This window comes from Dehalobacterium formicoaceticum (assembly GCF_002224645.1).
Taxonomy (GTDB): domain Bacteria; phylum Bacillota; class Dehalobacteriia; order Dehalobacteriales; family Dehalobacteriaceae; genus Dehalobacterium; species Dehalobacterium formicoaceticum.
This window is the reverse complement of record NZ_CP022121.1, coordinates 3,301,651-3,326,438: the sequence shown is the minus strand read 5'-3', so window position 1 is coordinate 3,326,438 and position 24,788 is coordinate 3,301,651. Positions and strand designations below refer to the sequence as shown.

Annotated in this window: 19 protein-coding genes; 13 read left to right on the top strand and 6 right to left on the bottom strand. The window is 44.5% G+C overall.

Translation table 11 applies throughout. The features are described 5' to 3' along the window. The first annotated feature begins 131 nt into the window (after nt 1-131). Entirely contained in the window at nt 132-761 is a 630-nt protein-coding gene (locus CEQ75_RS16160) for a DUF3786 domain-containing protein (RefSeq protein ID WP_089612115.1), read from the top strand. Nucleotides 762-797: 36 nt separating this feature from the next. After that, nucleotides 798-2,936 carry a copper-translocating P-type ATPase gene (locus CEQ75_RS16155; protein ID WP_198306574.1) on the top strand — a complete coding sequence of 713 codons (2,139 nt, stop codon included), beginning with the start codon at nt 798-800 and terminating at the stop codon, nt 2,934-2,936. 26 nt (nt 2,937-2,962) lie between these two features. On the opposite strand, the gene CEQ75_RS16150 is transcribed toward CEQ75_RS16155, so the two are convergent. Genes CEQ75_RS16150 through CEQ75_RS16140 form a run of 3 tightly spaced genes read right to left on the bottom strand, consistent with a single transcriptional unit; the run spans nt 2,963 to nt 5,436 of the window. Beyond that, on the bottom strand, nt 2,963-4,144 hold the full coding sequence (locus CEQ75_RS16150; protein ID WP_276327712.1) for an acetoin utilization protein AcuC: 1,182 nt from the start codon (nt 4,142-4,144) through the stop codon (nt 2,963-2,965). Nucleotides 4,145-4,161: 17 nt separating this feature from the next. Continuing rightward, nucleotides 4,162-4,791 (bottom strand): CBS and ACT domain-containing protein, encoded by a 630-nt coding sequence (locus tag CEQ75_RS16145; RefSeq protein WP_089612113.1) that lies wholly within the window; start codon nt 4,789-4,791, stop codon nt 4,162-4,164. Between the two features lie 12 nt (nt 4,792-4,803). Continuing rightward, nucleotides 4,804-5,436 carry a GNAT family N-acetyltransferase gene (locus tag CEQ75_RS16140; protein ID WP_089612112.1) on the bottom strand — a complete coding sequence of 211 codons (633 nt, stop codon included), beginning with the start codon at nt 5,434-5,436 and terminating at the stop codon, nt 4,804-4,806. 134 nt (nt 5,437-5,570) lie between these two features. Here CEQ75_RS16140 and acsA point away from each other — a divergent pair, with 134 nt between their 5' ends. The 11 genes from acsA (at nt 5,571) to CEQ75_RS16085 (ending at nt 22,056) form a co-directional block, all read left to right on the top strand. After that, the gene (gene acsA, locus CEQ75_RS16135; protein ID WP_089612111.1) at nt 5,571-7,289 is read left to right on the top strand and encodes an acetate--CoA ligase; all 1,719 of its coding nucleotides are present in this window, start codon (nt 5,571-5,573) and stop codon (nt 7,287-7,289) included. 176 nt (nt 7,290-7,465) lie between these two features. After that, nucleotides 7,466-9,619 (top strand): P-loop NTPase family protein, encoded by a 2,154-nt coding sequence (locus CEQ75_RS16130; protein ID WP_089612110.1) that lies wholly within the window; start codon nt 7,466-7,468, stop codon nt 9,617-9,619. A gap of 64 nt (nt 9,620-9,683) precedes the next feature. Continuing rightward, nucleotides 9,684-11,792, top strand: a complete 2,109-nt coding sequence (locus CEQ75_RS16125; RefSeq protein ID WP_157677508.1) for a vWA domain-containing protein — start codon at nt 9,684-9,686, stop codon at nt 11,790-11,792. A gap of 4 nt (nt 11,793-11,796) precedes the next feature. Then, a complete protein-coding gene (locus tag CEQ75_RS16120) occupies nt 11,797-12,996 on the top strand; it encodes a WD40 repeat domain-containing protein (RefSeq protein ID WP_089612108.1) in 1,200 nt (399 codons plus the stop codon). A gap of 41 nt (nt 12,997-13,037) precedes the next feature. Next, nucleotides 13,038-15,248, top strand: coding sequence for a nitrogenase component 1 (locus CEQ75_RS16115; RefSeq protein WP_089612107.1), 2,211 nt, complete (start codon nt 13,038-13,040; stop codon nt 15,246-15,248). After that, nucleotides 15,214-16,527, top strand: coding sequence for a nitrogenase component 1 (locus CEQ75_RS16110; protein WP_089612106.1), 1,314 nt, complete (start codon nt 15,214-15,216; stop codon nt 16,525-16,527). Before CEQ75_RS16115 ends, CEQ75_RS16110 begins: the two co-directional genes overlap by 35 nt. 193 nt (nt 16,528-16,720) lie before the next feature. After that, nucleotides 16,721-17,647 (top strand): sugar-binding transcriptional regulator, encoded by a 927-nt coding sequence (locus CEQ75_RS16105; protein ID WP_198306572.1) that lies wholly within the window; start codon nt 16,721-16,723, stop codon nt 17,645-17,647. Nucleotides 17,648-17,686: 39 nt separating this feature from the next. Continuing rightward, nucleotides 17,687-19,318 carry an FGGY-family carbohydrate kinase gene (locus CEQ75_RS16100; protein ID WP_089612104.1) on the top strand — a complete coding sequence of 544 codons (1,632 nt, stop codon included), beginning with the start codon at nt 17,687-17,689 and terminating at the stop codon, nt 19,316-19,318. A 20-nt stretch (nt 19,319-19,338) separates the two neighbouring features. Continuing rightward, nucleotides 19,339-20,649: a RuBisCO large subunit C-terminal-like domain-containing protein gene (locus tag CEQ75_RS16095; RefSeq protein ID WP_089612103.1), complete on the top strand. Its 1,311-nt coding sequence runs from the start codon at nt 19,339-19,341 to the stop codon at nt 20,647-20,649. A gap of 67 nt (nt 20,650-20,716) precedes the next feature. After that, nucleotides 20,717-21,373 (top strand): HAD family hydrolase, encoded by a 657-nt coding sequence (locus CEQ75_RS16090; RefSeq protein ID WP_089612102.1) that lies wholly within the window; start codon nt 20,717-20,719, stop codon nt 21,371-21,373. Between the two features lie 14 nt (nt 21,374-21,387). Further along, the gene (locus CEQ75_RS16085) at nt 21,388-22,056 is read left to right on the top strand and encodes an NAD(P)H-dependent oxidoreductase (protein ID WP_089612101.1); all 669 of its coding nucleotides are present in this window, start codon (nt 21,388-21,390) and stop codon (nt 22,054-22,056) included. Nucleotides 22,057-22,238: 182 nt separating this feature from the next. On the opposite strand, the gene CEQ75_RS16080 is transcribed toward CEQ75_RS16085, so the two are convergent. From CEQ75_RS16080 to CEQ75_RS16070, 3 genes are all read right to left on the bottom strand, one after another. Continuing rightward, complete coding sequence (locus CEQ75_RS16080; RefSeq protein WP_089612100.1) at nt 22,239-23,411, bottom strand: DUF4317 domain-containing protein; 1,173 nt, start codon at nt 23,409-23,411, stop codon at nt 22,239-22,241. A gap of 112 nt (nt 23,412-23,523) precedes the next feature. Continuing rightward, nucleotides 23,524-24,291 (bottom strand): sulfite exporter TauE/SafE family protein, encoded by a 768-nt coding sequence (locus CEQ75_RS16075; RefSeq protein ID WP_089612099.1) that lies wholly within the window; start codon nt 24,289-24,291, stop codon nt 23,524-23,526. 82 nt (nt 24,292-24,373) lie between these two features. Further along, nucleotides 24,374-24,742, bottom strand: a complete 369-nt coding sequence (locus tag CEQ75_RS16070; protein ID WP_089612098.1) for a hypothetical protein — start codon at nt 24,740-24,742, stop codon at nt 24,374-24,376. Between the last annotated feature and the right edge of the window lie 46 nt (nt 24,743-24,788).

Genomic DNA, 24,788 nt, shown 5'->3' with positions numbered 1-24,788 from the left:
TCACGCTCTTTCATGCTTTTTATGCCTTTTTTAAGCTTGATGAAGGAATTTAATCTTTTATAAAGAATCTAGAAATTATAAAAATTACAGGATACATAATATTTTCTTTGCTTAAGGAGGTGTATTTATTTATGGAAACGAATTACCGTATTGCTTACAATAAAGGCTGGCAGGACTTAAAAAAAATAAAGCCCGAAGAAATTATTGCGCGGCGCTCGGTTTCATATTGCAACAGCACCCGCCAATTTACCGTGACCTTCTTTAACTCGGAGTATATTCTGGACTGGGATCATGAAACCATCTATCAAAAATCTGATGGGCAGTCTCCTAAAATCATGGCCTCCATCATCATCCTTAACTATCTGACATTTTCGGAAGTGTCCCGCAAACCTGATCACAAATGGGTTTCCCTAAAAGAAATTCCTACCGGCGGTGCACTTTTTTATCCGGCATTTCAAAAGAATTCAATTGAGCTTCTCATTGAAGCCTTTGGCAGTCAGTCGGAGAAATTATTAAGTTGTGGGGCTGCTTTAGGAGGCGTGCCCGAATCTATGGGCAGCGCTTCTGTCAGCTTTCAGGCATTTCCGGAAATTCCTTTATGTGTCGTGATTTGGGAGGGAGACGAAGAAGTCCGGGCCAATGGAACGATTCTTTTTGACCCTTCTATTGCCGATCTGCTGCATATTGAAAGCCTGATTGGGTTGGGTATGTATCTGGCATCGAAACTAAAGCAGCTGGCGGCTTCCAAAATGGTTACTTGACCCCGCCAGACATTTCAAATGACGAGGAGGTTAGACATGGATCATACGAATCATGAACATAATGGACATAATGAACAGAAGGGAAAAAATGAACATCATGGCCCTAGCCATACAAATGCAACAGAAAAAGAGGCAGACGTACAGGAACGTCATGGATCCCATGACCAACAGGAAAAAAATTTTGACCATGGATCCCATGAAACCCATGAATCCCATAAATCCCACGAGAATCATGATCATACGTCCATGGTTAATGATTTTAAAGTCAGATTTTTTGTTTCCTTACTGATTACGGTGCCCATCCTTTTACTGTCGCCCATGATTCAAATGTTCCTGGGGATTGATTTCAGTTTCCCTGGAGATCATTATCTACTCTTCTTCCTTTCCACGGTTCTTTTCGTGTACGGGGGAAAGCCCTTTCTAACCGGATCTGTTAAGGAATTAAAAGAAAAAACCCCGGGCATGATGACCCTGATTTCTTTGGCCATCATCGTTGCTTATTTATATAGTTCTATATCCGTCATCTTTTTTGATGGCATGGAGTTCTTTTGGGAATTGGCTACTTTGATCGTGATTATGCTGCTGGGGCACTGGATTGAAATGAAATCTGTGCAGGGGGCTTCCCGCTCTCTGGAAGAATTAGTGAAACTAATGCCGGAAGAGGCCCATTTGATCAGGGAAAGCGGGGAGATCAGTGACGTTCCCGTTTCGGCACTGAAAAGCGGAGATCGGATATTGATTAAACCAGGGGAAAAAATCCCGGTGGACGGACTGGTCTTCGATGGGATTTCATCGGTGAACGAGTCCATGATTACCGGCGAATCTGTCCCTGTGGAAAAAGGTCAGGGGGATGAGGTGGTCGGTGGTTCCATCAACGGGGAAGGCATCATTAAATTTTCTGTCAATAGGGTGGGGCAGGAAACATTTTTGTCCCAAGTGATGAAATTGGTGCGGGAGGCACAGAGTTCCAAATCAAAAACTCAGAGACTTGCGGATAAAGCCGCAGGATGGCTGTTTTATATCGCTGTTTCTGCGGGCACGATTACCTTTCTGGCCTGGATGGCGGTTACCGGTGATCTGGGCTATGCCATGGAAAGAGCGGTCACGGTGATCATCATTTCCTGCCCCCATGCTTTGGGTTTAGCCATTCCATTGGTCACAGCGGTATCTGCCGGTATTGGAGCCAAAAAAGGATTACTGATCAGAAACCGCGCCGCCTTTGAAAATGCCCGAACCATCAGCACCGTGGTATTTGACAAAACAGGTACCTTAACGGAGGGGGAATTTGGCATCACGGATATCCATGCACTAGCCGTCACCCAGGATGAACTGCTGGAAATCGTCTATGCATTAGAAGCCCAGTCTGAACATCCCATTGCCAAAGGGATTGTCCGGGAAGGCAGGAAGCGGAATCTGCCGCTGAAAGAAGTCGTCAATTATCAAAATATCACCGGCATGGGATTGAAGGGTCAGGTCGAAGGAAAAGAGATCATGATTGCAGGCCCGGCTTATTTAAGAACAGAGCAGATCCCTTTTGATGAAGGTGATTACGAAAAATTAGCCCAAGAGGGGAAAACGGTCATTTTTGTTTTGGAAGGAAAAAAACTGTTGGGGTTAATCGCCTTATCGGATATGGTGAAAGAGGATGCCAAAGAGGCTGTAGAGAGACTGAAGGAGATGAATATCGATTCCTATATGCTGACCGGTGATAACCGGCGCGTGGCTGCTTATGTGGGAGAACAATTAAATATAACCCAGGTTTATGCGGAGGTTTTGCCTCAGGAAAAGGCAGAAAAGATTGAAGAAATTCAAAAGACAAAAGGGAGAGTTGCGATGACCGGAGACGGGGTCAATGATGCTCCGGCCTTGGCAAAATCCGATTTAGGCATTGCCATTGGTGCCGGAACCGACGTGGCCATTGAAACCGCAGATATCATTTTGGTCAAGAGCAATCCCCTTGATGTTGTCTACCTGTTGAAACTTTCCCGTGCTACTTACCGGAAAATGATTCAGAACCTGATTTGGGCCACCGGCTATAACGCCATTGCACTGCCCCTTGCTGCCGGGGTGCTGATCAATCAAGGGATTGTCATCAGCCCGGCTTTGGGTGCTGTCTTGATGTCCCTCAGTACCATTGTCGTGGCCATTAATGCGCGCTTGCTGAAAATTGAGTAAATAGAATTTTTTATCCTGACCTGGGGCTAAAATCTTTGATCTAATTTGTGTACCAATTCATTGGAGATGGAATACAAGGCATTTTTCAAGTTCATTTCATTCTTATAAGAAATTTCTTCTTTCCTGGGAATGGCTTCGTAGGGATGCTGGGGATCGCTCCATTTTTCAGGAATGGGGCCATCCCAGTATTTTTGCCATTTTTCAATCCATGTCCGGGGCAGGGTATCTAACCTTCCTTGATAATGGATCATCTCCAGCCAGATCAGGGCCCAGGCCCGTGGTACGACTTGAAATATATTATAACCGCCGCCCCCCAGGGCGACCCATTTTCCCTGGCAATATTTATGGGCCAGTTCATGGGCCAGTTTGGGGATGAAATGATAAGATTTCATCGTGAGCATCAGGTGGGTAAGGGGATCCTGGTAATGGGCGTCGGCGCCATTTTGTGTAATGATAATATCCGGTTTAAAATATTCCGCTACCTTTTCAAAGGATTCCCGATAGCTCTCAATAAAGGAATCATCTTCGGTAAAAGGCTCCAGAGGAATATTTACGGTAAAGGCATAGCCTGCGCCGGAGCCTCGTTCGTGTACGGCTCCAGTGCCGGGGAATAAGTATTTTCCTGTTTCGTGCAGTGATAATGTGCACACCCCGGGCTCGTCATAAAAGGCCCATTGCACCCCGTCACCATGATGGGCATCCGTGTCGATGTATAATACCTTTTTGTGGTAATTTTTCAGAATATGTTTAATACCGATGACAATATCGTTGTAAATGCAAAAGCCGGATCCCTTGCCGGAAAGTGCATGATGCAAGCCCCCCATGAGGGACAAGGCATGTTTGGCTTTTCCTTGTAAGACCAGATCGATGGCCTCCAAAGTCCCCCCTGCTGCCATAAGACCGGCCCGGTGCATGTTCTTAAATATGGGCGTGTCTTCTGTCCCGATGCCGTAATTTAGGAGCAGCTCTTCATCTATGGCATGACCATCCAATGTACCGGCATCATCTATAGATTTAACAAAGTCCACATAATCTTTGCTATGGCCTAAAAGGATTTCTTCCTCCCGGGCAAAACGGGGCGTTAAAATATAGCTGTCATCAAGGGAACCCATGCATTGTAAAAGATCAACGGTCATTTTTGTGCGAATGGGATTAAAAGGATGGCCTGGCCCAAATTGGTAAAGCATACAATTTTCTTTTGAATACAAAAAAACGGCCTCTCCATTTATAAAGTTTCCGGCCATATAACATCAAAACCTTCCTCTTTTAATTCCTTGACAATAGCATCCGTATTCATGGCCTGAACTCTGATTACTAGCCGGTCGTGTTTTTCGTCTTCGGCGGGATACAACAAAATGCTGATGATATTGAGCCGCCTTCTTTGAAAAACATAGGTGATGGGGCATAGGATCCCGGGAATGTTGGGAATCCTGATTTCGATGCGGGAGCTTGGTTTATGGGAACCGGTAATTTGGACAAAGGTGTTCAGAATATCTGTTCCGGTAATAATGCCCACTAATTTTTTGTTAAGGACAATGGGTAAACAGCCGATTTTAAATTCGTATAATAAGGCGGCTGCCTCCTCAATAAAATCCAGAGGTGTGCCGGTAATCAGATTGGTGCTCATCACCGTTGCCACCGCATTTTGCAGCTCGTTGTTGTCCTCCATCTGAAAGACATCAACTCCCTCATCCCTCAAATCCCGGTCAGAAATAATGCCCAGGAGATGAAAGGATTCATTTACTACCGGCAGATGACGTAGATTATGGGTTTTCATGATCCGTACCGCATCGTAGATGGTGGCACTGGGCAGAACTGTTTTTAAGTCGGTTTTCATAATTTCCTTTACGATCATGGAATTTCCTCCTTAATAACGATATTTATATTTAAAGCGCAGCCGGTCAAACTTTTGGATGGACTCAAGGTCAATCCGGCTTCCGATGCGTGCCATCAGGCAGTTGGCCGGATGAGAGGCGATTTCTTCATCGTCCGTAGCATACCATTCCAGCCCCCCGGCGGACATGGTCTTCTCCATCAAATCCCGGTATTGCCAGACGTTGAGACCTGTGCTCTTTAAGTCCCAATGCCAATAATACTCCGTGGTAATAACAATATAATCATTCATGGCATCATCCATCATGGAAACTTCGAGAATTTTTTGGCTTAAGGATAGATTTCTGTATTCCGGTGCAACTTCAATGGCACCTAATTCCAGCAAATTATCCATGTTTTCTTCCGACCATCTTTCCATGGGGTCGGGAAATAAAAAGGTGGCGTAGCCAACAATAGTTTCCTGATCCCGCGCCAGAATGATTCTTCCCTCGGGTAATTGGGCGATTTCTAAAATCGCTTCAAATTGTTCCTCCGGCTTCCTGAAAGCAGTTAACCCGGCGTGGAAGTCATACCCTTTTAATTTTTCATATACCACGGGACCTTCAATAATCAGAGCACCAAACTTGCTGTCCAGGGTAATGGAAAAACATGTTTTGATATGATTCATAACATAACCTCATTTGACTTATTAATATCAGAAAATTTTAGTATATAAAAATAATATAATACATTATAATAGTATGAAAATACCTTTTAAAATATAATAATATGATTTTAAAGAAAGGTAAAGGGGTAATTATTATGAATAGCGAACTTCTAAAGGTTGTGCCGGGCAAATATAACTTGGCAGACTATGAGCAAGAATGCCAAAGTTTCAATTGGGAAAGCACAGAGAAGTATTTTTCGTGGCATCAGACGGGAAAGGTAAACATAGCTTATGAAGCTATTGATCGTCATGCTGAGTCTGAACAGAAGAACAAAACCGCTTTCATATATTGCGATCAAAACCGGGAAGAAAGATACACTTTTGAGGATATGAAAAAGCGCTCCAATCAATATGGCAACCTTTTAAAGCAATATGCCCAGGTAGAAAAAGGAGATCGGGTTTTTATCTTTATGCCCAGAATGCCGGAACTATATTTTTCTTTATTGGGCGCCGTCAAACTGGGGGCGATTGTAGGGCCGCTCTTTGAAGCCTTTATGGAAGGAGCCATTAAGGATCGCCTGGAGGATAGCGGAGCCAAAGTGTTAATCACCACACCGGGATTAATCGACCGGGTTCCGGTGAGCAAATTACCGGATTTAAAGCATATTGTACTTATCGGTGCAGACGCCAAGGAGGGCGGTCCCTTTATCGATTGCAGAAAACATATCGATGGGATGAGTGAAGAACTGGACATAGAATGGATGGACCGGTCAGATGGCATGCTGCTCCACTATACCTCAGGCTCTACCGGGAAACCGAAAGGCGTCTTACATGTACATAATGCCATGATCCAGCATTATCAGACGGCAAAATGGGTCTTGGATTTGCAGGAGAACGATGTTTTCTGGTGTACTGCCGACCCGGGCTGGGTTACAGGCACAACTTACGGCATCTTTGGACCCTGGCTTACAGGAACGACCAATATCGTCATCGGCGGCCGCTTTAATCCGGAAAATTGGTACGGGACCATTGAAAAATATCAAGTAACCGTATGGTACAGTGCTCCCACCGCTTTTCGCATGCTGATGAGTGCGGGAGATGAACTGATCAAAAAATTTGATTTATCTTCCCTGCGCCATATTTTAAGCGTGGGTGAGCCTTTAAATCCGGAAGTGATCAAATGGGGCATGAAGGTATTTGGGAAAAGAATCCACGATACCTGGTTCATGACGGAAACAGGTACGCAAATGATCTGTAATTATCCATCTATGGACATCAAACCCGGCTCCATGGGCAAACCTATTCCCGGCATCACCGCTGCCATTGTTGATGACCGGGGTCAGATCCTGCCCCCTAATCAAATGGGGAATTTGGCCATCAAAAAAGGCTGGCCCTCCATGATGCACAGTATCTGGAACAATCCAGGAAAATATGAGTCCTATTTCATGCCGGGAGATTGGTATGTTTCCGGGGATTCTTCATACATGGACGAAGACGGTTACTTTTGGTTTCAAGGCAGAATTGACGATGTTATCATGAGCGCCGGGGAAAGAGTAGGCCCCTTTGAAGTGGAAAGTGCCTTACTGGAGCATCCTGCCGTGGCCGAGGCAGGGGTAATCGGCAAACCGGACCCCCTGCGGGGAGAAATTATCAAAGCCTTTATTGCCTTAGCAGAAGGGTATGCGGCCAGCGAAGAATTAGAAGAAGATATCAAATCCTTCGTGAAAAAAAGCTTATCTGCTCATGCAGCCCCGCGAGAAATTCAATTTATCGACAAACTGCCTAAGACGCGCAGCGGTAAAATAATGAGACGGGTGCTGAAAGCCTGGGAATTAAAGCTGCCTACAGGTGACTTGAGTACCATGGAGGACTGAGAAGTAAAAATACCCTGCCTGTTGGCAGGGTATTTGTTTTTCGTGCAGAAGTTTAATTATCAAGATGATAGATAGATCTTGCGTAAACATGGCAGTTTATTTAAAAAAATATTATAATTAAATTATTAAATTATTAAAATGCCCGAGGGTGAAAAATTGACGATGGGGGGAAAAAGATGAGTAATAAATCAATCCACAAAGATGCTTTGGGATCTGATGAACTGCAATTATGGCGGAGCATTGAAGACCAGATCGAGGCACAAAATAAAAAACTTATTGAAGCTAAACTGGCACGAAAATCCTTAAATTATATCGAAACCGTCAAAAACCCTGAAGATCGGGAAGCATGGGATCTCCTGCGTGCTCTTTACCTGACCGGGGATGATCATCGAGAGGTGCGGGAAATCAAGGATGTCGGGGTAGATAATGCTGCTTATCACCAGGATTCCCAGGCGGATCAGCTGGGAAAAATGATCCAAGGGAATATGCTGGCGGCAGCCCGGGCAGATAAAAAATTAAAAAACAAGCTGGTTTTTGCCGAAATCATGCTGGATAAAGAGCGGAAACTGATTCTCAAGAAGTATCCTCGGACCTTGAACCTGAGGGTAGAGCCCACCAATAGCCTGGTTCAGGAGATCCTGGAAACACAGGATCAGCGCTCTGAGCTAAAAAAAACCAATCCTGATGCTTATTTTGCCATCAATGCCCTGGAATACAGAAACTATATTGAAGAAGTGCAAAAAGGTAATTTAGTACAGACCGCTCATGTAAAAATATGTAAAGCAAGAATGCTGACCAATATGAATGAGGGACAAGCCACCTTTATCCACGGGCATCTAGGGGGCGGTAAAACCGAGCTGGCCATTGTCACCGCCAAAGAATACCTGATGCATAAGCATGCTGTGCAGGCAGCGGACCAGGCTTTTGTCAAGTGGCTGAAAAACAATCAAAACAAAACCAAGGAAGAAAAGGTCAATAAATACGGTAATATTTATTACCATCAAGTGCAGGAATATAAAAAAGCTTTTGAAAGCGGCGATCCGGAAGCCGTGGAAAAATTCACCCCTTTGTTTATTTCCGGATCCAGAAACACATCGACCCAGGATTTATTTATTGAAAAAGGCTTAAAATTAACCAAATATGACAACAAGCCCATCCTGGAGCATATGGAGGATCTTAACCGGGAATATGGGGCATGGCAAGAAGAGAATCACCGTGCCTTAAGTAAAATGTCGGATAAATTGCGCAGGCAGACGGAAAAAGCGGCGGCCCGGAAGATCCTGGAGATTTATAAATTGAAAAACCAGGCTTTTGGCACGGAAATCGAAAAAATCGAAAAAGAAATTTACCGAGGGGCAAAAGAGGGCAGACCCGTAATTATTGATGAGATCAATACCATTCCCAATGCCGTTTTGATCTCCTTAAATGACGTGATTCAAAGCTCACCGGGTCAGACCACTTATATTCCCGGCGGCGACCGTATTGTCATTGCCGACGGTTTTTCCATCACCGGAACCGGGAATTTAAGCAGTAATTTTGTCGGATACAGCGGTACCCATGATTTTAATGAAGCCTTTGCCTCCCGCCTGGATATTTTTGAATATGATTATTTGCCTCAAACAGACGAGGGCAATTGGGATAATCAAACGGATCCGGAAAAAAATGAGCTTTTCCATATTATGATTGCCGTCCTGGCTGATCGTTCCGGGGCTTTAAAGCTGCCGGAAATTGATCGGTACATTGATAAGCTATTTAAGCTGGCCCAGCTGGCTCGCACCACCCAGGATGTTTTCTCCGGCAAATGGAAAGACAGCCAGGCCCAAGCCACATCCTCCGGTGATGCTCTGGAACCGCGCTTGGAACGCTCCGTTTTGTCCATCCGCAACGTGCTGCGGGTTTTAAAGCAATGGAATGCCGGCCAGGAAAAGGACCTGGATAAAGCCTTGTGGGAAGGTTTTCTGTCCAGTATTACCAATCCTGATGATCAAAGCTATATTTTTTCTCAGGCTTTACGCTTTGGCTTTTTCCAAAAAAACGAAGGATGGAATGTGCAGGTAAAACCTGTGGGCTCAACTTTAACCGGGTTTGATGAAATCAGATCAACGGAATATCGATATCGCAGCAAACCGGAGGAAATTAAAACACCTCGGGAAATGATTGAAATTTTATACGGACCGATGCCTGCCCGTCAAATTTATCCGGAAATAACTTTTGATGAACCGATGGGAGAAAAAATTGAAATGGATCGATATGCCGATTTTGCCGGAAAGATGGAAGAGCTGCATTTAACTGAAAAAGCTTTGGAGAAACTTAGCAAGGATATCAGCTGACCTTTTGCCGGAAAGAGTCTGCCTGAAATAAGGAAGGGCGGGCAAAAATATGGGAGAACAAAAAATGAATCAAGAAAATAACCCTCAAAGGGAAGAAGAGCAAATTAAACAGGAAGCAATCAAGGAGGAGTTGCTCAGAAAAGAGCGCCTGCGCAATTCCTTGTCCCAGGTGAAAGACATGATCCGCCGGGAAAGCCGAGATTTAGTGACTTTTGCCGGGGATGCCTCTATTTCCTACCAGGCATCGGCGGATGCGGAAGTTTTCTCCTTCGAGCCGGAGGAGAACAAGGTGGTTGTTCCGGCCCTGTGGTTTATCGAAAAGGGCTATTCCGTTGAAGAAACCAAGTTCGCCTTTTATCACGAGCTGGGTCATTTTATCGATATGCGCAAAAATCCCCGTGCCTACTTAAAGCATTTTGAACAGCTGGAGCAAGGGGCAGAGGGAGCCGGCAACCACATTTCAGAGATCATGGCGGAAAAAAACAGGGATGACCAGCCTTTGCCTGATCAGGATCTGGTCACTGATTTTGCCTATCAGGAACTTTATACCCTATACACTGTTTTCGATGATATCTATGTCAACGACCTGGTACGGAAACGCAGCCCTTATTATGCTACCGCCGAAGGCTATCATCATGTGGCCAGCTTATACCAAAAATTAGGCTATGACCAAGAGAACTTGATGACTCTCCCTAAACATCAGCAGTTAATCTATTATCTGTTTCAAAATGAACTGAAAGGCGGCGCTGCCCACATCACCCGGGTGGATCCTCAGGTTTTGGCCCTGATCAACAAAAAAATCCTGGGCAGGGATTTAAGAGAAATTGTTGACGAAAATTTAAAACCCCGAGTCGGCAAATTAACGGACACTGAAAAGCGCTATCAAATTATTCGTCATATCATCCAGCCCATGTATCTGGAATTGTTATATGATGAACTACGCGGTCTGCCTTTTTCCGACATTATTGGGGCACCGGATTCCTCCCGAACTAAAAAAAATTCCCGGGGCCGATCCAAGAGGAAGGAGGAGGATCCCGGGGTATTATCTGAGGAAGAGACAAATCAAGGTGAAGATTTTAACCCCTTTAAAAACAGCCCCCAAGGGGATCCGAAGCAAGAAGCCATCTCCCAGGAGCAGATTAAGAAAATTCTGGAGGAGTTTGCCAAACAGGATACTTACAACAATATGAGTCCCGAAGAAAGGGAGGCTCATAACCGGGAAAAAGCAAAGGCTGAGTTTGATCAAAAACACGGAATTGCCTCCCTGGAGCGTACAGATTATGAGAGCATCCGAGCCAGCGTCACGGATTACCGCAACAGCATGAGAATGTTTTGGAAGGAATTAGTGGAACGATCCATTGAATACGATGACATTGTTATGGATAAAAAGCGTCGGGGACGATTAAATGTAGACAGCTTTGTGGGGGAGTATCCCAATATTATTGAAAATCAATTGAAAGGGATCCGTTACCATCCTTTGATTTTTGATGAAGTGGAGGTCAAGCCCAGCGCCATCGAAAAGCCAGAAACCATCCAGGTCTCCTTTGTGATTGACTGTTCCCGCTCCATGGACCAAAATAAAATCATTGCCGCCAAGCAAGCCGCCTGTTTAACCATGCTGTCCATCAAGGATTTTAATATTTATCTGGATGAAACCCGGAAGGAAATCAACAATAAGCTCAAGGTTTATTCCGAAGTATATTTATTTGGCACCGGTTTTCAAAAGGTTAAGGAGTTTGAGAGAAGCAAGCGCTTTCAAAAAAATGAGGCGGATATTATTAAGTCCATTACCGCAATTAGAGCCATTAAGGGCTGCACCAATGATGCTCTGACATTGGCAGATATCTTAAACACCTTAAGCCTTAAGGATAAACTGATGCTCAAGAATCAAAAACTGAAAAAAATTATTTTCGAAATCACCGATGGGGAACCGGACCATCCCCTGGAAACGGCGGCACGCATTCAACAATTGATCCAGATGGGGATCTACGTTTTTGGTTTTCAGATCGGGGAAGTAAATGAAACGGAAAGTTATCTTTTCAATGAGGTCTGGAATAACAATATCCCCGGCCTGCAACTGGGCATTGCTATCGGGCAAGATTTAAAAAGTTTGCCGGAGAAGTTAACCGTAACATTAAAAAATGCTTTAAAGGATATGGGAGTTAGGAGCTAAGATCATGAATGTTCAAACATTAAAAGAAATGATGATCAAATACAAAGGTCTGCTGGATGAACTGGAAGAACTGTATCGGCAGTTAAATGATAGCGGTTACTTGACCCCTGAATTTGAGGAAAAGATGACCCAGGTGCAGGGGGAACAAGACCGGATCCTGACGGAACTGCTGCCTGCCTTTCAGGCCCAGTATCCAGCCCTCATTAAAGGCTTGTGGGAAGTGGACCAAAGTCTCAGTGCATTTGATGCTTATATCCACGATTTATTATTGCTGCCCGATGGCCAGATTCTGGTGGCGGGTAGTCAGGAGGGCATAAAAGTTCTCAGCCCCCCATCTCAAGATGAGTTCGGCTGGAAGGTCGGCCAAATCATTACCGGGTTTAATGATTATTCCCATACTGCCATCCACCTGCCTGACGGTGATGTACTGGCGGGGGGTGTCTCCGGGGAGTTGAAAGTGCTGGGTCCCGACCCCGGGCAGGAAGGCCGATGGATTATAAAGCAAGAGATTGAGGGCAGTGACCATTATGTGGAAAATTTATTGCTCCTGCCCAATGGGGATGTATTGGTGGGGGGAATTCGGGGCGAAGTGGAAATCATCCGCTTTGACGAGGGGAGTAACATCTGGAAAATCCACCAAACCATGGAAGCTGTCTCAACAGTATCCTTATTGCTGCCGGAGGAGAGGATCCTCATTGCCGGATATAAAGGAGAAATAAAAATTCTCCGGCATAATCCTGATGTTGGTGATAATTGGCTGGTACAGGAAACTGTTGATGGTAAACAAAGCTATATCACCACGGCTTTGCTGCTGCCGGAGGGCCATGTGCTCATGGGGGGAAGCGACGGTATCATCAAAATCCTGGGACACAATGCCCAAAACAAAAATACCTGGGAAATCCTTCAGGAAATCACAGGTTTTGATCATTATGTTGCCGGCTTTTTGCTTTTATCACCGGATGAGGTGTTGGTGGGGGGAAGCTTCGGTGCCATGCAAATCCTGAGCCGCATTCCTGATAAGGAAAATTCCTGGAAACTTGGTCAAAAGATTTTAGGCTTTAATCAATATGTCTCCGCTTTGCTTCTCTTACCCAATGGGGATGTCTTAGCCGGGGGAAATAAGGGAGAAATGAAAACCATCCGTTTAAAAGATGTAACACTGGACCAGTTAAAAGGAAAGTTTCCCGATATCCTGAAGAAGTGAACAAAGAGTTTTAAAAATAACCATAAAAAAGAAGTGATATTATGAAAAAGGTTGCCATCTACGGCAAAGGCGGCATCGGCAAATCCACCATCTGCGCCAATATTTCCGCCGCTTTGTCCCAAGCAGACCGGCATGTGCTGCAAATCGGCTGTGATCCCAAGCATGATTCCACCCGATTGCTGCTCAAAGGTCAAAAAATTCAAACCGTACTGGATTATCTGAAGAACACCAATCCTATGGATTATCAATTGAGTGATATCCTCTGCACTGGATTTGGCGGCGTTGACTGTATTGAGGCGGGAGGCCCCGAGCCCGGGGTGGGGTGTGCGGGGAGAGGCATTTTATCCACCTTTGAACTGCTCAATGCCTTGAATCTGCAGAAGCGCGCCTATGACCTGGTGCTCTACGATGTGCTGGGGGATGTGGTCTGCGGAGGATTTGCCGTACCTATTCGTGAGGAATATGCCGATGAAATTTATATCGTTACCTCAGGAGAGTTCATGTCCCTCTATGCGGCCAATAATATTTTGCGGGGTATTAAAAATTACGATTACGGTAAAAAACGGGTGGCCGGACTGATTTGGAATATGCGTAACGTGCAGGGTGAAAAGGAACGGGTGGAAGGCTTTGCCCAGGCGGTGGAGCTGCCTGTCTTTGCGGTCATTCCCAGAAGGGATGAATTTGCCCTGGGTGAAAAAACCGGGCAGACTATCGTGGAAGGATGGAGTCATTCGCCCCTAGCCGGGATCTTTAAGGAACTGGCTCAAAAGATTATCGCAGGTCCCCTATTGTATGCTGCCAAGCCTTTAACAGATGAAGAATTAGAAAAGATTGTCTTAGGACTGGAGCAGTCCCCGGTTCCTAAAAAACCGGAGCAAAGGGAGGATGCTGCCCCGTCAGAAATTATGGCGGGAGCAGAGGCATACCCTACCAAACTGGATGATGATCAATATTTTTCCAAGAGCATTGTTTCCCAGGAACCCCTGCGGGGCTGTGCCTTTAATGGGGCTGTTACCATAAGTGTCCATGTGCAGGATGCCATTGTCGTGGCCCATGGGCCGAAAAGCTGCACTTATATTACCTATCAAGGGGTGACTTCTTGCGGCAGAAGGGGCCTTTTCGAACGGGGCAGCCTTTTGCCTGTATCTATCGCCCCAAATCTGATGTCGACAAAAATGGATGAAAAAACCATGGTCTTTGGCGGTGCCCAGCTGCTCAAGGGAAAGGTAGAGGAGGCCAAAAGAGATCAGCCCAAGGCGGTGATCCTGGTCAGTACCTGTCCTTCAGGCATCATCGGAGATGACCTTACCGCCATGGCCGCTTTGGAGGAAGAAGATCTACCTGTTATCCCCATTGTCACCGACGGCAATATCGGAGGAGATTATCTTCAGGGCATGATCCTGGCCTATCTCAACATTGCCAAAGCTTTGATTGACCGGGAAGCATCTCCCTTGCCGGATACCGTAAACATCATCTCGGAAAAGGTGGTGGCCAAAAACACCCCTGATAATTTCACTGCCATTACAGATTTACTGACCCCTTTAGGCATCACGGTCAACTGCCGTTATTTGTGCGAAACCACTGTGGATCAGATCCGGAATTTTATGAGGGCGCCTTTGAATATCCTGGCCCACCAGGATTATACCGGGCGGCTGCTAAAACGCTTTTTTCAAAAGGAGTATGGGGCGGTTTTTTTGGATGATCCGTTCCCCATCGGTTTTTATGAAACGAAAAACTGGCTGGCCAAGGTGGCGGATTTTTTCCATAAGACCCATCTGCTGCCTCAAGTTATTGCGGACAATGAAGCGGTTTACCGGCGTGAAATAGAAGCATTGAAAAAGGTGCTAAAAGGGAAAAAATTAATGGTGGTTGCCTACAACCATCAACTGGATTGGCTTTTGGAAGTGGCCCTGGATGCCGGGATGGAGATTGTAAAGGTCGGCATTTTGGATTTTTCTCAGGATGCTGTTTTTGTGACTCGCTTTGGCGGTCAATTTCCCCTGGAGGAAAAATATGATCCGAGAGCCCGGGAAAAGGATATTCAAGAACTAAGGCCGGATCTTTTCCTGTCCAATTATGCCATTTCCGATTTGGAAGGGAAGGTGGTGGCCGATACCATCCCCTATACCCCCGATGTGGGTTTCTTTTCCGGATTGTGCTTGGCCAAAAGATGGGCCAAGCTTATGCAGATAAATCTGGTGGAAGGGTGGAAAAAAGATGAAATATTATTCCAAAAATATCACACCCGATAGTTTATCGGGCATCGTTTTTGCTTTGGAAGGCATCAACAAGTCCGTGGTGATTATCAACGGGCCTACAGGCTGCAAATATTACCACAGCGCTATTTCCGACAGCCGCTTTCCCAGGCAAACATCCTTCGACCCCCTGAACTATCCGGATAAATTTTATTTTAAACAACCCAGAGTACCTTGTACCTATCTGGACAGCTATGATTATGTATATGGCAGCGGGGAGAAACTGAATGATTTATTAGATTATATTGACAAACAGGATCAGGATTTAGTGGCGATCGTCAATTCACCCGGGGCTGCTTTAATCGGAGACGATTTGGCTGGGATTGCCGCCAAAAAAATTCACCATTCCCATGTGATTACCATCGAGAATCCCGGATATTCCCAAAACTTTTATCGTGGCTTTCAGGATGCATTGATTGTCTTGTTGAAAAGTCTTCCTCTAGAAACAGCACCGGGCAAGAAACAGGGCAATTTGGTCAACTTAATCGGAATTTCCATTTACAATAAATATTTTCTAGGAGATATTCAGGAAATGGAACGGCTTTTCAATGCATGCGGTCTCCAGATCAATTGTGTTTTGTGCGCAGATACCAGCCTGGAGGAAATCAAAAAAATTCCCCAGGCCGACCTGAATGTGATCCTCTATCCGGAATTAGGTCTGGAGGTGGCAAAATATCTGCAAGAAGCTTTGGGGATGCCCTACTTTTTATTTGACAGGGGGCTGCCCATCGGCTTCGATCTGACTCAGTCCTATTTTGAAGGAGTTTTAAGGGAGGAGAGCCTGGCCGGGGGAGCATCCTTTACAAGCCGTTCCTTGATCTCGGCCCTGGAAAAAGCCCGGGCCGACGCCTATATTCCGATTTCCAATGTATATGCTCTGACCGGACTGCCCAAGGGAACGACCTTCGCAGTTGAAGCCCCGTCCTCAGCCCTCCTGGCTTATACGGATTTTCTTTTTCAATACCTGGGCATGGTGCCGACAAGCCTAAATCTCCCGGAGGATGATCCTGGTTTATATGAAGAACAAGTGCAGGATTTGTTAAAGGAGCACCACCTGGAGTCTGCCTGGCAGCGGGATATTTTTGCAGCCAAAAGCGATATTGTCTTGTCCAACGGGAGTACCATTGCCCAGCTGAAATTACAGGAGCAGATCTTCAGCGGCATCGAAATTGAACTGCCCAGCCTGGGCTATCTCGATGTGATCCCCAAAACCCATTTAGGTATCCAGGGGAGTCTTCTGCTGGTAGAGCAGCTATTAAACGGTCTTAATTTCTAAAGGTTATACAGTGGTAAAACAGGGGACGGTTCTTTGTTCGATGAGCATCATCGAACAAAGAACCGTCCCCTGTTTTACCCCCTCTGTTTTATTGCACAAATGTTCATAAGTGCACAAATGATTGAAGAATGCTTTTTCTTATAGTATAATTTTAGTTAGAATGATCATAACACTTGCTGAAAGATGTGATTTGATGGATTCAACCAGGTTGAAATTGATGGTAGATATTAGCAAATTATATTATCTTGAAGGTTTAAGTCAAAGTGAAATTGCCAAGAAGATGTATATCTCCCGGCCTCAAGTGAGCAGGATTTTATCTGAAGCCAGAGAAAAAAACATTGTTTCCATTACCGTCAAGGATCCTTTTTCTGAAGCTTACAAATTAGCCGATGATATTAAAAATAAATTTCATCTTTCCGATGTCCTGGTGGTAGATACCTACGGCAAGGAACCATTAAGAGCAATTGCCGAAGAACTATCCAGAGTTGTTTCATCAAAAGTACGTCCAGGTGACTATATTGGCATCTCCGCCGGCAAAACACTGGCAATGTGCTCCAGCTATACGATGATTCACAATAGTGAAGATCTGAAATTTATTCCCTTGCTGGCCGGGGCGACATCCCGGGGCATCGACTGGTATGCCAATAATAATTGCCGAAGATTTTCCGAACGTTTGAATGCCGGTCATATGGTATTAAGTACGCCCATGGTTATCCGGGAAGAAAAAATCAGAAAAGAATTAATCAATAATCCGGCCATCAAACCGGTTTTTGAAGCCTACGAAAAACTGGACATCATTATTACCGGAATAGGACAAACTACCACTGAATCCAGCCTTAGTCAATGCGATATCAGTAATGAAGAAATTTTAACGGCCCATCAAAAGGGGGCACAGGCAATTATTGCCGGTTCCTTTATTGATGCAGAGGGTAACGAAATTCTAAAGGAACAGAGCGATATGTTTTTAGGTGCAAAAATCAGGCACATCAAAAAATGTCCCTGTGTTATAGCTGCCGCCGAGGGACTGGGAAAGACAGAAGCCATACGGGCTGCTTTAAAGGGAGGGATCATTGATATTTTTTGTACCAACTCAGAGACAGCCAGGGAATTGTTACAATAAATAAAAGAAATGAAAGCAAAAATGTTAAGGGGGATCTAGATGAAATACTATATCAGCCTCGATTGCGGAACCCAAAGCACCAAAGTTGTGCTTTATGATGAAAATTTTAATAGTGTTGCTCAACATGCTACAGCAAATGAAATATTATATCCTCAGCCCTGCTGGGCAGAGTTGGACGCTGATGCTTATGTGACATCAGCATTAAATGGCATCAAACAATGCTTAACCAAAAGCGGTATCGATCCCCGAGATGTACGGGCAATTTGTGGTGATGGGATCATTTGCGGGGTTGTGGGGGTGGATGAAGAGGGCAATGCCATCACTCCATTTATTCCCTATCTGGATTCCCGGGCAGAAAAAGAAGCAAAGTGGATTAAAGAAAATTGTGAACCGATTTGGATTGAAGAAAGCGGCAACTCCATTGTTGAGGCGTTACAGCCCACTGTCATCGCCATGTGGCTCTTAAAAAATCATGAAGCATTTAAAAAACACGGTGCCAAAATCATGAATAACGGGCCTTATGTTTTATCTAAATTAGCCGGATTAAAAGCCAAGGATATGTTTATCGACTGGAGCACCATCTCCGGCTGGTTAATCGGCTTTAACGCTGTAGAAAAGACCTGGTCCCGGAAACAGATGGACATGTTTGGCATCCCGATGGAGATATTGCCCCGCATCGTAAAACCCTGGGATATCGTGGGCAATCTTTCCCAAGAGGCCGCAGAATTTACCGGACTGCCCCAGGGCGTTCCCATTGTGGCAGGTGCCGGAGATACCATGCAGTCCTTCTTAGGCTGCGGGATTGTGTCACCGGGTATGGCTGCTGATGTGGCGGGAACCGCCGCCATGTTCGGTGTGATGGTGGATGGCATCAATGAGGAACTAAGCCGCAATTCCGGTTTGTACTTCACTACGGGAACACTACCGGATACCTACTATTACTGGGGTTATATTCGCACCGGGGGACTGTCCCTCCAGTGGTTTCGGGACAGAGTCATCGGCCGGACCGGGGATAATAGTTTTTATGAAGAAGCCAATGCCCTGGCAGAAAATGTTCCCCCGGGATCTAATGGCACCATGTTTTTCCCCTATTTACAAGGGGGATGTAATGAAGCAGCCAATGCCACCGGATGTTTCTTAAATATGTCCAGTGCTACCGATACCGGAGTTCTGTGGCGGGCCATTCTGGAATCCATCGCCTATGAATATGTCACTTTTACAGACAAAATCAGAAATGTAGGTGTGGATATTAATAACGTGATCTTCACTGAAGGGGGCAGTAAAAGTGATGTTTGGAATCAAATCAAATCAGATGCCCTGAGTGCCAAAGGTGTAACATTAAAGAGAAAAGAAGGTGCTACACTGGCCAGCGCGTTGGTGGCAGCTTATGCTGTGGGGGATATTTCCGATATCAAAGAAACCTTGGCCCAATTGCTAATTCCGGATAAAACATATCAGCCCAATAAAGCCCATGCCATTTATTATCGAAATGCCTATTATTGTCATCAGGGATTATTAAAGGTTCAAATGTCAGATACTTTTAATGTATGTTCATATTTGCGGGAGCTGGAATTGGATCCAACCATGAAGAATCACGAAAATGATGACGATTTAGCCAGGTATCAGGAGGAATTGTTTAAAAGCAATCCTGTATTAAATAAAAATTCATAAGAATGGAGCGTGCAAAGATTATGCATACAAAATATGATCCCATTATTTTTTGTCAGCCAGAATCATTGAACTTAGACGAATTTATTGTGGCCACCTATTTAATGAAAGCGGAGACCAGTGACTTTTTAATGCGGGCCGGAGCAGTGGCGGTAGAGCAGACAACAGGCACATGGATGCCGGTACCCGATGAAACACCAGAAGTGAGACGGAAACACGTGGGTCGGGTTATCGGCGTCTTTCCCGTCCCCGGATATGAGGCTTATGCACCGGAAGGAGAAAAGTCTTGCATCGTAAGAATCGCTTTCCCCTGGAAAAATATCGGCCATCAAATGCCGGAGCTTTTAAGCACGGTATTCGGCAATATTTCCATGACCAATAATTTAAAGCTATTGGAATTGGAATTTCCCAAGAGCTTTACCGCCGGCTTTAAAGGGCCGAAATTTGGGATTCAGGGCTTAAGGAAATTATTGAACATCGAAGAAAGGCCGCCCGTAATGGCCATGATCAAGCCTTGCACCGGGATTCCCGTCGATGTAATCAAAAGACAGTTCAGACAACTGGCTTTAGCCGGAGTAGATATTATTAAAGATGACGAATTAATTGCCGATCCGGTGCATGCGCCTTTGGAAGACCGCATTAAAGCCTGTGTTCAGGTTGTGCACGAAGTTTATGAGGAGACCGGCAAAAAAGTCCTTTATTTCCCCAATATCACCAATCGCCAGGACATTATGCTGCAAAAAGCAAAAAGAGCCCTTGAGCTGGGGGCGGAAGCCTTGATGTTAAATGTGCATGCTTCAGGATACGGCAGTTTGGCAGCTTTGGCGGAAGATTCGGAGATCAATGTGCCCCTCCTTGCCCATCCCTGCTTTGCCGGAGCCATGTATTTGGGGGAAAATACCGGACTGTCCTCCCATTTGGTGCACGGTAAATTTATGAGATTAGACGGTGCGGATCTTGTCGTCTACAACAGTGCCTATGGTAAAGTTCCCGGGATGAAGGAAAGATATGTGCGGGTCGCCCAGGCATTACAGGCTCCTTTCCATGATCTGAAACCAACCTTCCCCAGTCCCTGTGCCGGCATTCATCCGGGCATGATCCCGGCGATGATGCAGGATTTGGGCAACGATATTGTCATTGGCGCCGGGGCCGGGATGCATGCTCATCCCCTGGGTTTGGAAGCAGGTGTCAAAGCCTTAAATCAGGCAGCAGAGGCGGCCATGAAGAACATTCCTTTGTCAGATTATGCCAAAGAACATGGGGAATTAAAAGCGGCCATTGATCAGTGGGGGATTTATGATCCTCATAAATCCATCTTTGAATTGACGAATTAAGGTCGGATGAAGTGAGAGTCTTGGAATTTGATGAATCAAAAAAAATGAAATGGATTAAAATAATAAAATGAATCAGAAAAAATTAGCTATCCTTGATTTTGACGGCACCATTGTAACTTCGATGAATTATATTGATGAGATGCTGAAGAAGCTTTTGGCAAAGCACGGCATCAGTCCCAATGATGACATGTTACGGGAGATTAAGCCCAAAGGTTTCCGGGATGGGGCATCCTATATCAAAAAGGAATACCATTTGGAGGCCTCCCCGGAAGAAATTTTTAAATTTATGATAGACGAGGTAGCTTTAATTTATCGAGATAAAATTCAGTTAAAGCCCCATGTATTTGAATTTATGGAGCAGCTATCCAAGAAGGGTCTAAAAATTTGCCTGGCAACCGCCAATATGCGGGATTTTGCGGAAGCAGCCGTAAAAAGAACAGGGGCCGATCAATTTTTGGATTATATCATTACCATTGACGAGCTAAAGACCACCAAGGACAGCCCGGAGATCTTTATCCATTGCGCCCAAAGATTTCACATGGAACCAAAGGAATGTATGGTCTTTGAAGATTCTTTGCTGGCTTGTCAGGTGGCAAAGGAAGCCGGTTTTTATGTCGTTGGGGTGCGGGACGATTCCAACCGGGGTAAGGAAGAAGCAGAAATGAAGGAGATATGTGATCTTTTCATCGATGACTTTGCCCAAGCCTTACAATTAATGGTTTAAAGGGGTGATCTGGAATGCAGGAGGCAAGAAAATTTATTTTAGAAACCTTTCAAAATAGATATACATGCAAAGGCTATGACCCGGAAAAGAGAGTAGCAGATGAGGATTTTATGGTGATCATGGAGGCGGGCAGACTTTCGCCCAGTTCCATGGGCTATGAACCATGGAAATTTGTCTTACTGAATAATCAAGCAATCAAAGAAAAAATAAGACCATATTCCTGGGGGGCGGAAAAATCCATTGACGGCGCCAGCCATTTTGTACTGATTCTGGCGCGGAGCAATCAGGATATGCGCTATGATTCCGAATATATTCAATATATTACCAAGGAAATTCAGCAGTTTCCTGATGATCAGATCCCGGCCCGAACGGAAAAGTTTAAGAATTTCCAGGAAAAAGATTTTAAGCTGATGGAAAGTGAAAGAGCATTATTTGACTGGACCTGCAAACAAACCTATATTCCCTTTACCAATATGCTGACCGCTGCGGCCATCTTGGGTGTGGATTCAACCCCCATCGAGGGCTTTGACCGGGAAGAGGTGGAGGAGATTCTGATTAAAGAAGGGGTCTATGATCCTGAACATTTCAGGCTGTCTTGCATGATTGCCTTTGGCTATAAAAACAGGGATCATCGGCCAAAGACAAGGCGGAGAATGGAAGAAGTGCTGGAGGTTTTCGATTAAAAAGCGCAAAAGATCTCTGTTAAAAAAGCAAATGATTACGATGCACGATCAATGAGAAGAGGATAGCCAGGTTGTCTGGTATCCTCTTTTTGTACTTTCAGAAAGCATAAATTTTAAGATTAAAAGGATAAGTGCAACTAAGATTTCCACCGGTGCCATAAGTCGGGTTTCCTTATAAAGCCTCATAAAGCCTCTAAAGCTTCCGTGCTTAACTCAAACCCTTCTAGATTTACCGTTTCATCAATTTCGATAAGCAAGTACTTCCGACCATCTTTTTTGACTTGCTTGATGTTTTTCAGGTCTTGGGGACTGATGGCAATGCTCACCGTATCATTTTCGATTTTAATCGATTTCCCGGTAAATTTGGGCACAATGTTGGATGCTTTAAACTCATAGTTGTCCGTACCTGTGATATCCATGAAAGCAGTCTCAAGATGTTCGGTATTTTCTACCCCGCTGGCGTGCAGAATTTGCTCCATATCCTTTAAGCCCACAGCGGCACTTTCGGGGTTCTCTTCCTCTTCATTCCTCGTCAAAATGTAGTTCACACCTTCATAAATACTTGCGATCTTTTCTGCTTCAATCTCAATACCCACAACCTCCTGCACGATTTCAAAAAACTGCTCCTTTTCTAATTGGGCAGTAGCATGAAAATCGCAGTCCAAAACCTGCTCCAAAAACTCCATATTCGGTTTATTTGCTTTATTAGAGTAATAAACTACTCTATTCACATCCGCTGCCTGATCATTCCAGGAGGGAAACATAAACCCGTCTAAGGGAGCATTTAAGTTGATAATTACGTCCATGGGCAGAGCCGCTCTAAATACCTTGCCTTCAAAATCAAATTTGAGAGCCGTTTGGGGTACCGTTACCGGATTAATACTGCCCATAAAAAAATTAAAGGAAAATACCAGGTCATCAATGCCGGATTCATCTTCCCGTTTTTCCAGCTTCATTGGTTTAAAAACCTCACCCCGTAAAAAGGAAACCACAAAATCATCTTGATAATCACAGCTCTCAATGATCTTACGAGCCAGTTCTTCTGCTTGTTCGATAAAATTACTTGACTGCAGGGTGTCCATCAATGCTTTTTGGGTAAGGTTTTGCCCTAATTCATTATGGGAAAACTCAAGCTCAAATACTTTGGTATCAAGTGGACCGGTGAGCAGCTTTTTGAAATTTTTGAGATAAAGTTCCTGTTTTTGAGTATCCATCATGCCGAAATACTCTTTTTCGATGCCGATGATCTGTTTGCTGTCTCCTTTCACGTAAATACTTACAATGTCTTCTAGTTTTAATTTTGTATTATCTAATTTAAATTCTTTGCGAATACTTGCTACATCTTTTTTATTCATTAAATAGTGCCCCCTAATTCAATTCTCATATTAAAATAACAGATTTCAAGTTTAAGAGTCAACATAAATAGCAAATTAGCACAAAATCTGAGCAGCTAATGATTTGGCAGTATCAATAGAGGGACAATATGGCAAACAGCGTGGGCAGACTGGATAGAAATGTGATGATGCCGGCAACGCCAATAAAACCATAGACTAATTTCCTCATCATTTGTGCATCAATATGCTTTACTACCTTGCTGCCCAAAAAAATACCGATGATCAAGGCGATCATGCCGGCGGCAATTAACGGAAGCATGGAAGGGGTAATCTGATGTTTCAGAATGCGCATCGTCACCCCATAGATGGCACAAATCATAAAGTAAGCTTGCAGGGTACCCAGATACTCTTCTTTTGTTTTGGTAGCGGCTAGAAGATAGATGACGATAAAAGGACCTCCAATGCTGAAAAAGGCATCTACGATGGCATTGAGCATGGTACAGATCAGGGCAGTTTGTATATTCGCCTGCAGGGTGAATGTGCCTGAGAAAAAAATAAAATAGACAGCCAAACCCAGAAAAATTATGCCTAATACTGGTTTCAAAAAATCAGATTGGACGCGGACGGCCAATGATAAGGCTGCAAAGAAGGCAGGAAAATAAAAGATCAGGGGGACCACCAATAATTTTAGGTTAGCAGCTTTACGATATTGAAAAAACAGCAAAGAGGTGGATAGAATTGCCAGGGACGCGCCCAAAGCCGCCGATTGCCCTATGGAAAAAACCATGGGTAAAAATATCATCAGTACGATACCCATGCCGAAACCGGTAACACTATGTATAGTAGCAGCCAATAATGTGGGGATTACCACCCAAAGGAGATTTGTCAAAGAAAAGACCATACAGAAAACTCCTCCTAAATTATTTTGTCACAGCTAAAGATGATATTTTAACAGGCGATTCCCCTTAATACTTGATTTTCTTTTATAAAACTCCCCATTTGCGGGTGTATTCCACCTTTAAAATAAATTCGTCATCATGAAAGCCATTTTGTTTTAAAACCTCCAGCGCTTTGTTGAAGTCAAAGGTTTCGGTTTCCATTAATACCATGTCTTTTTTGCCGGTAACAGCCCAATCATCATGGACTTCCAGCAATAGCTCCATCATTTTCGCAATCCTGTCCAATCTGGTAGTAAGAAATTTATTTAAATTACGAATTGCTTCCGGGCGTAAATTTTTCTTCTTCACAATATCATCAAGAGGAGGCCTCTCACCGGGTAACCAATCTTTTTTCTCAAAAAAGTGAAAAAAGAATCGAGCTCGTTGGACACATGTTTCATTATCTGGATGCATGATTTTGCTCCTTCCAAAAAGATCTAACTTCCTTTAAAAATCAAAA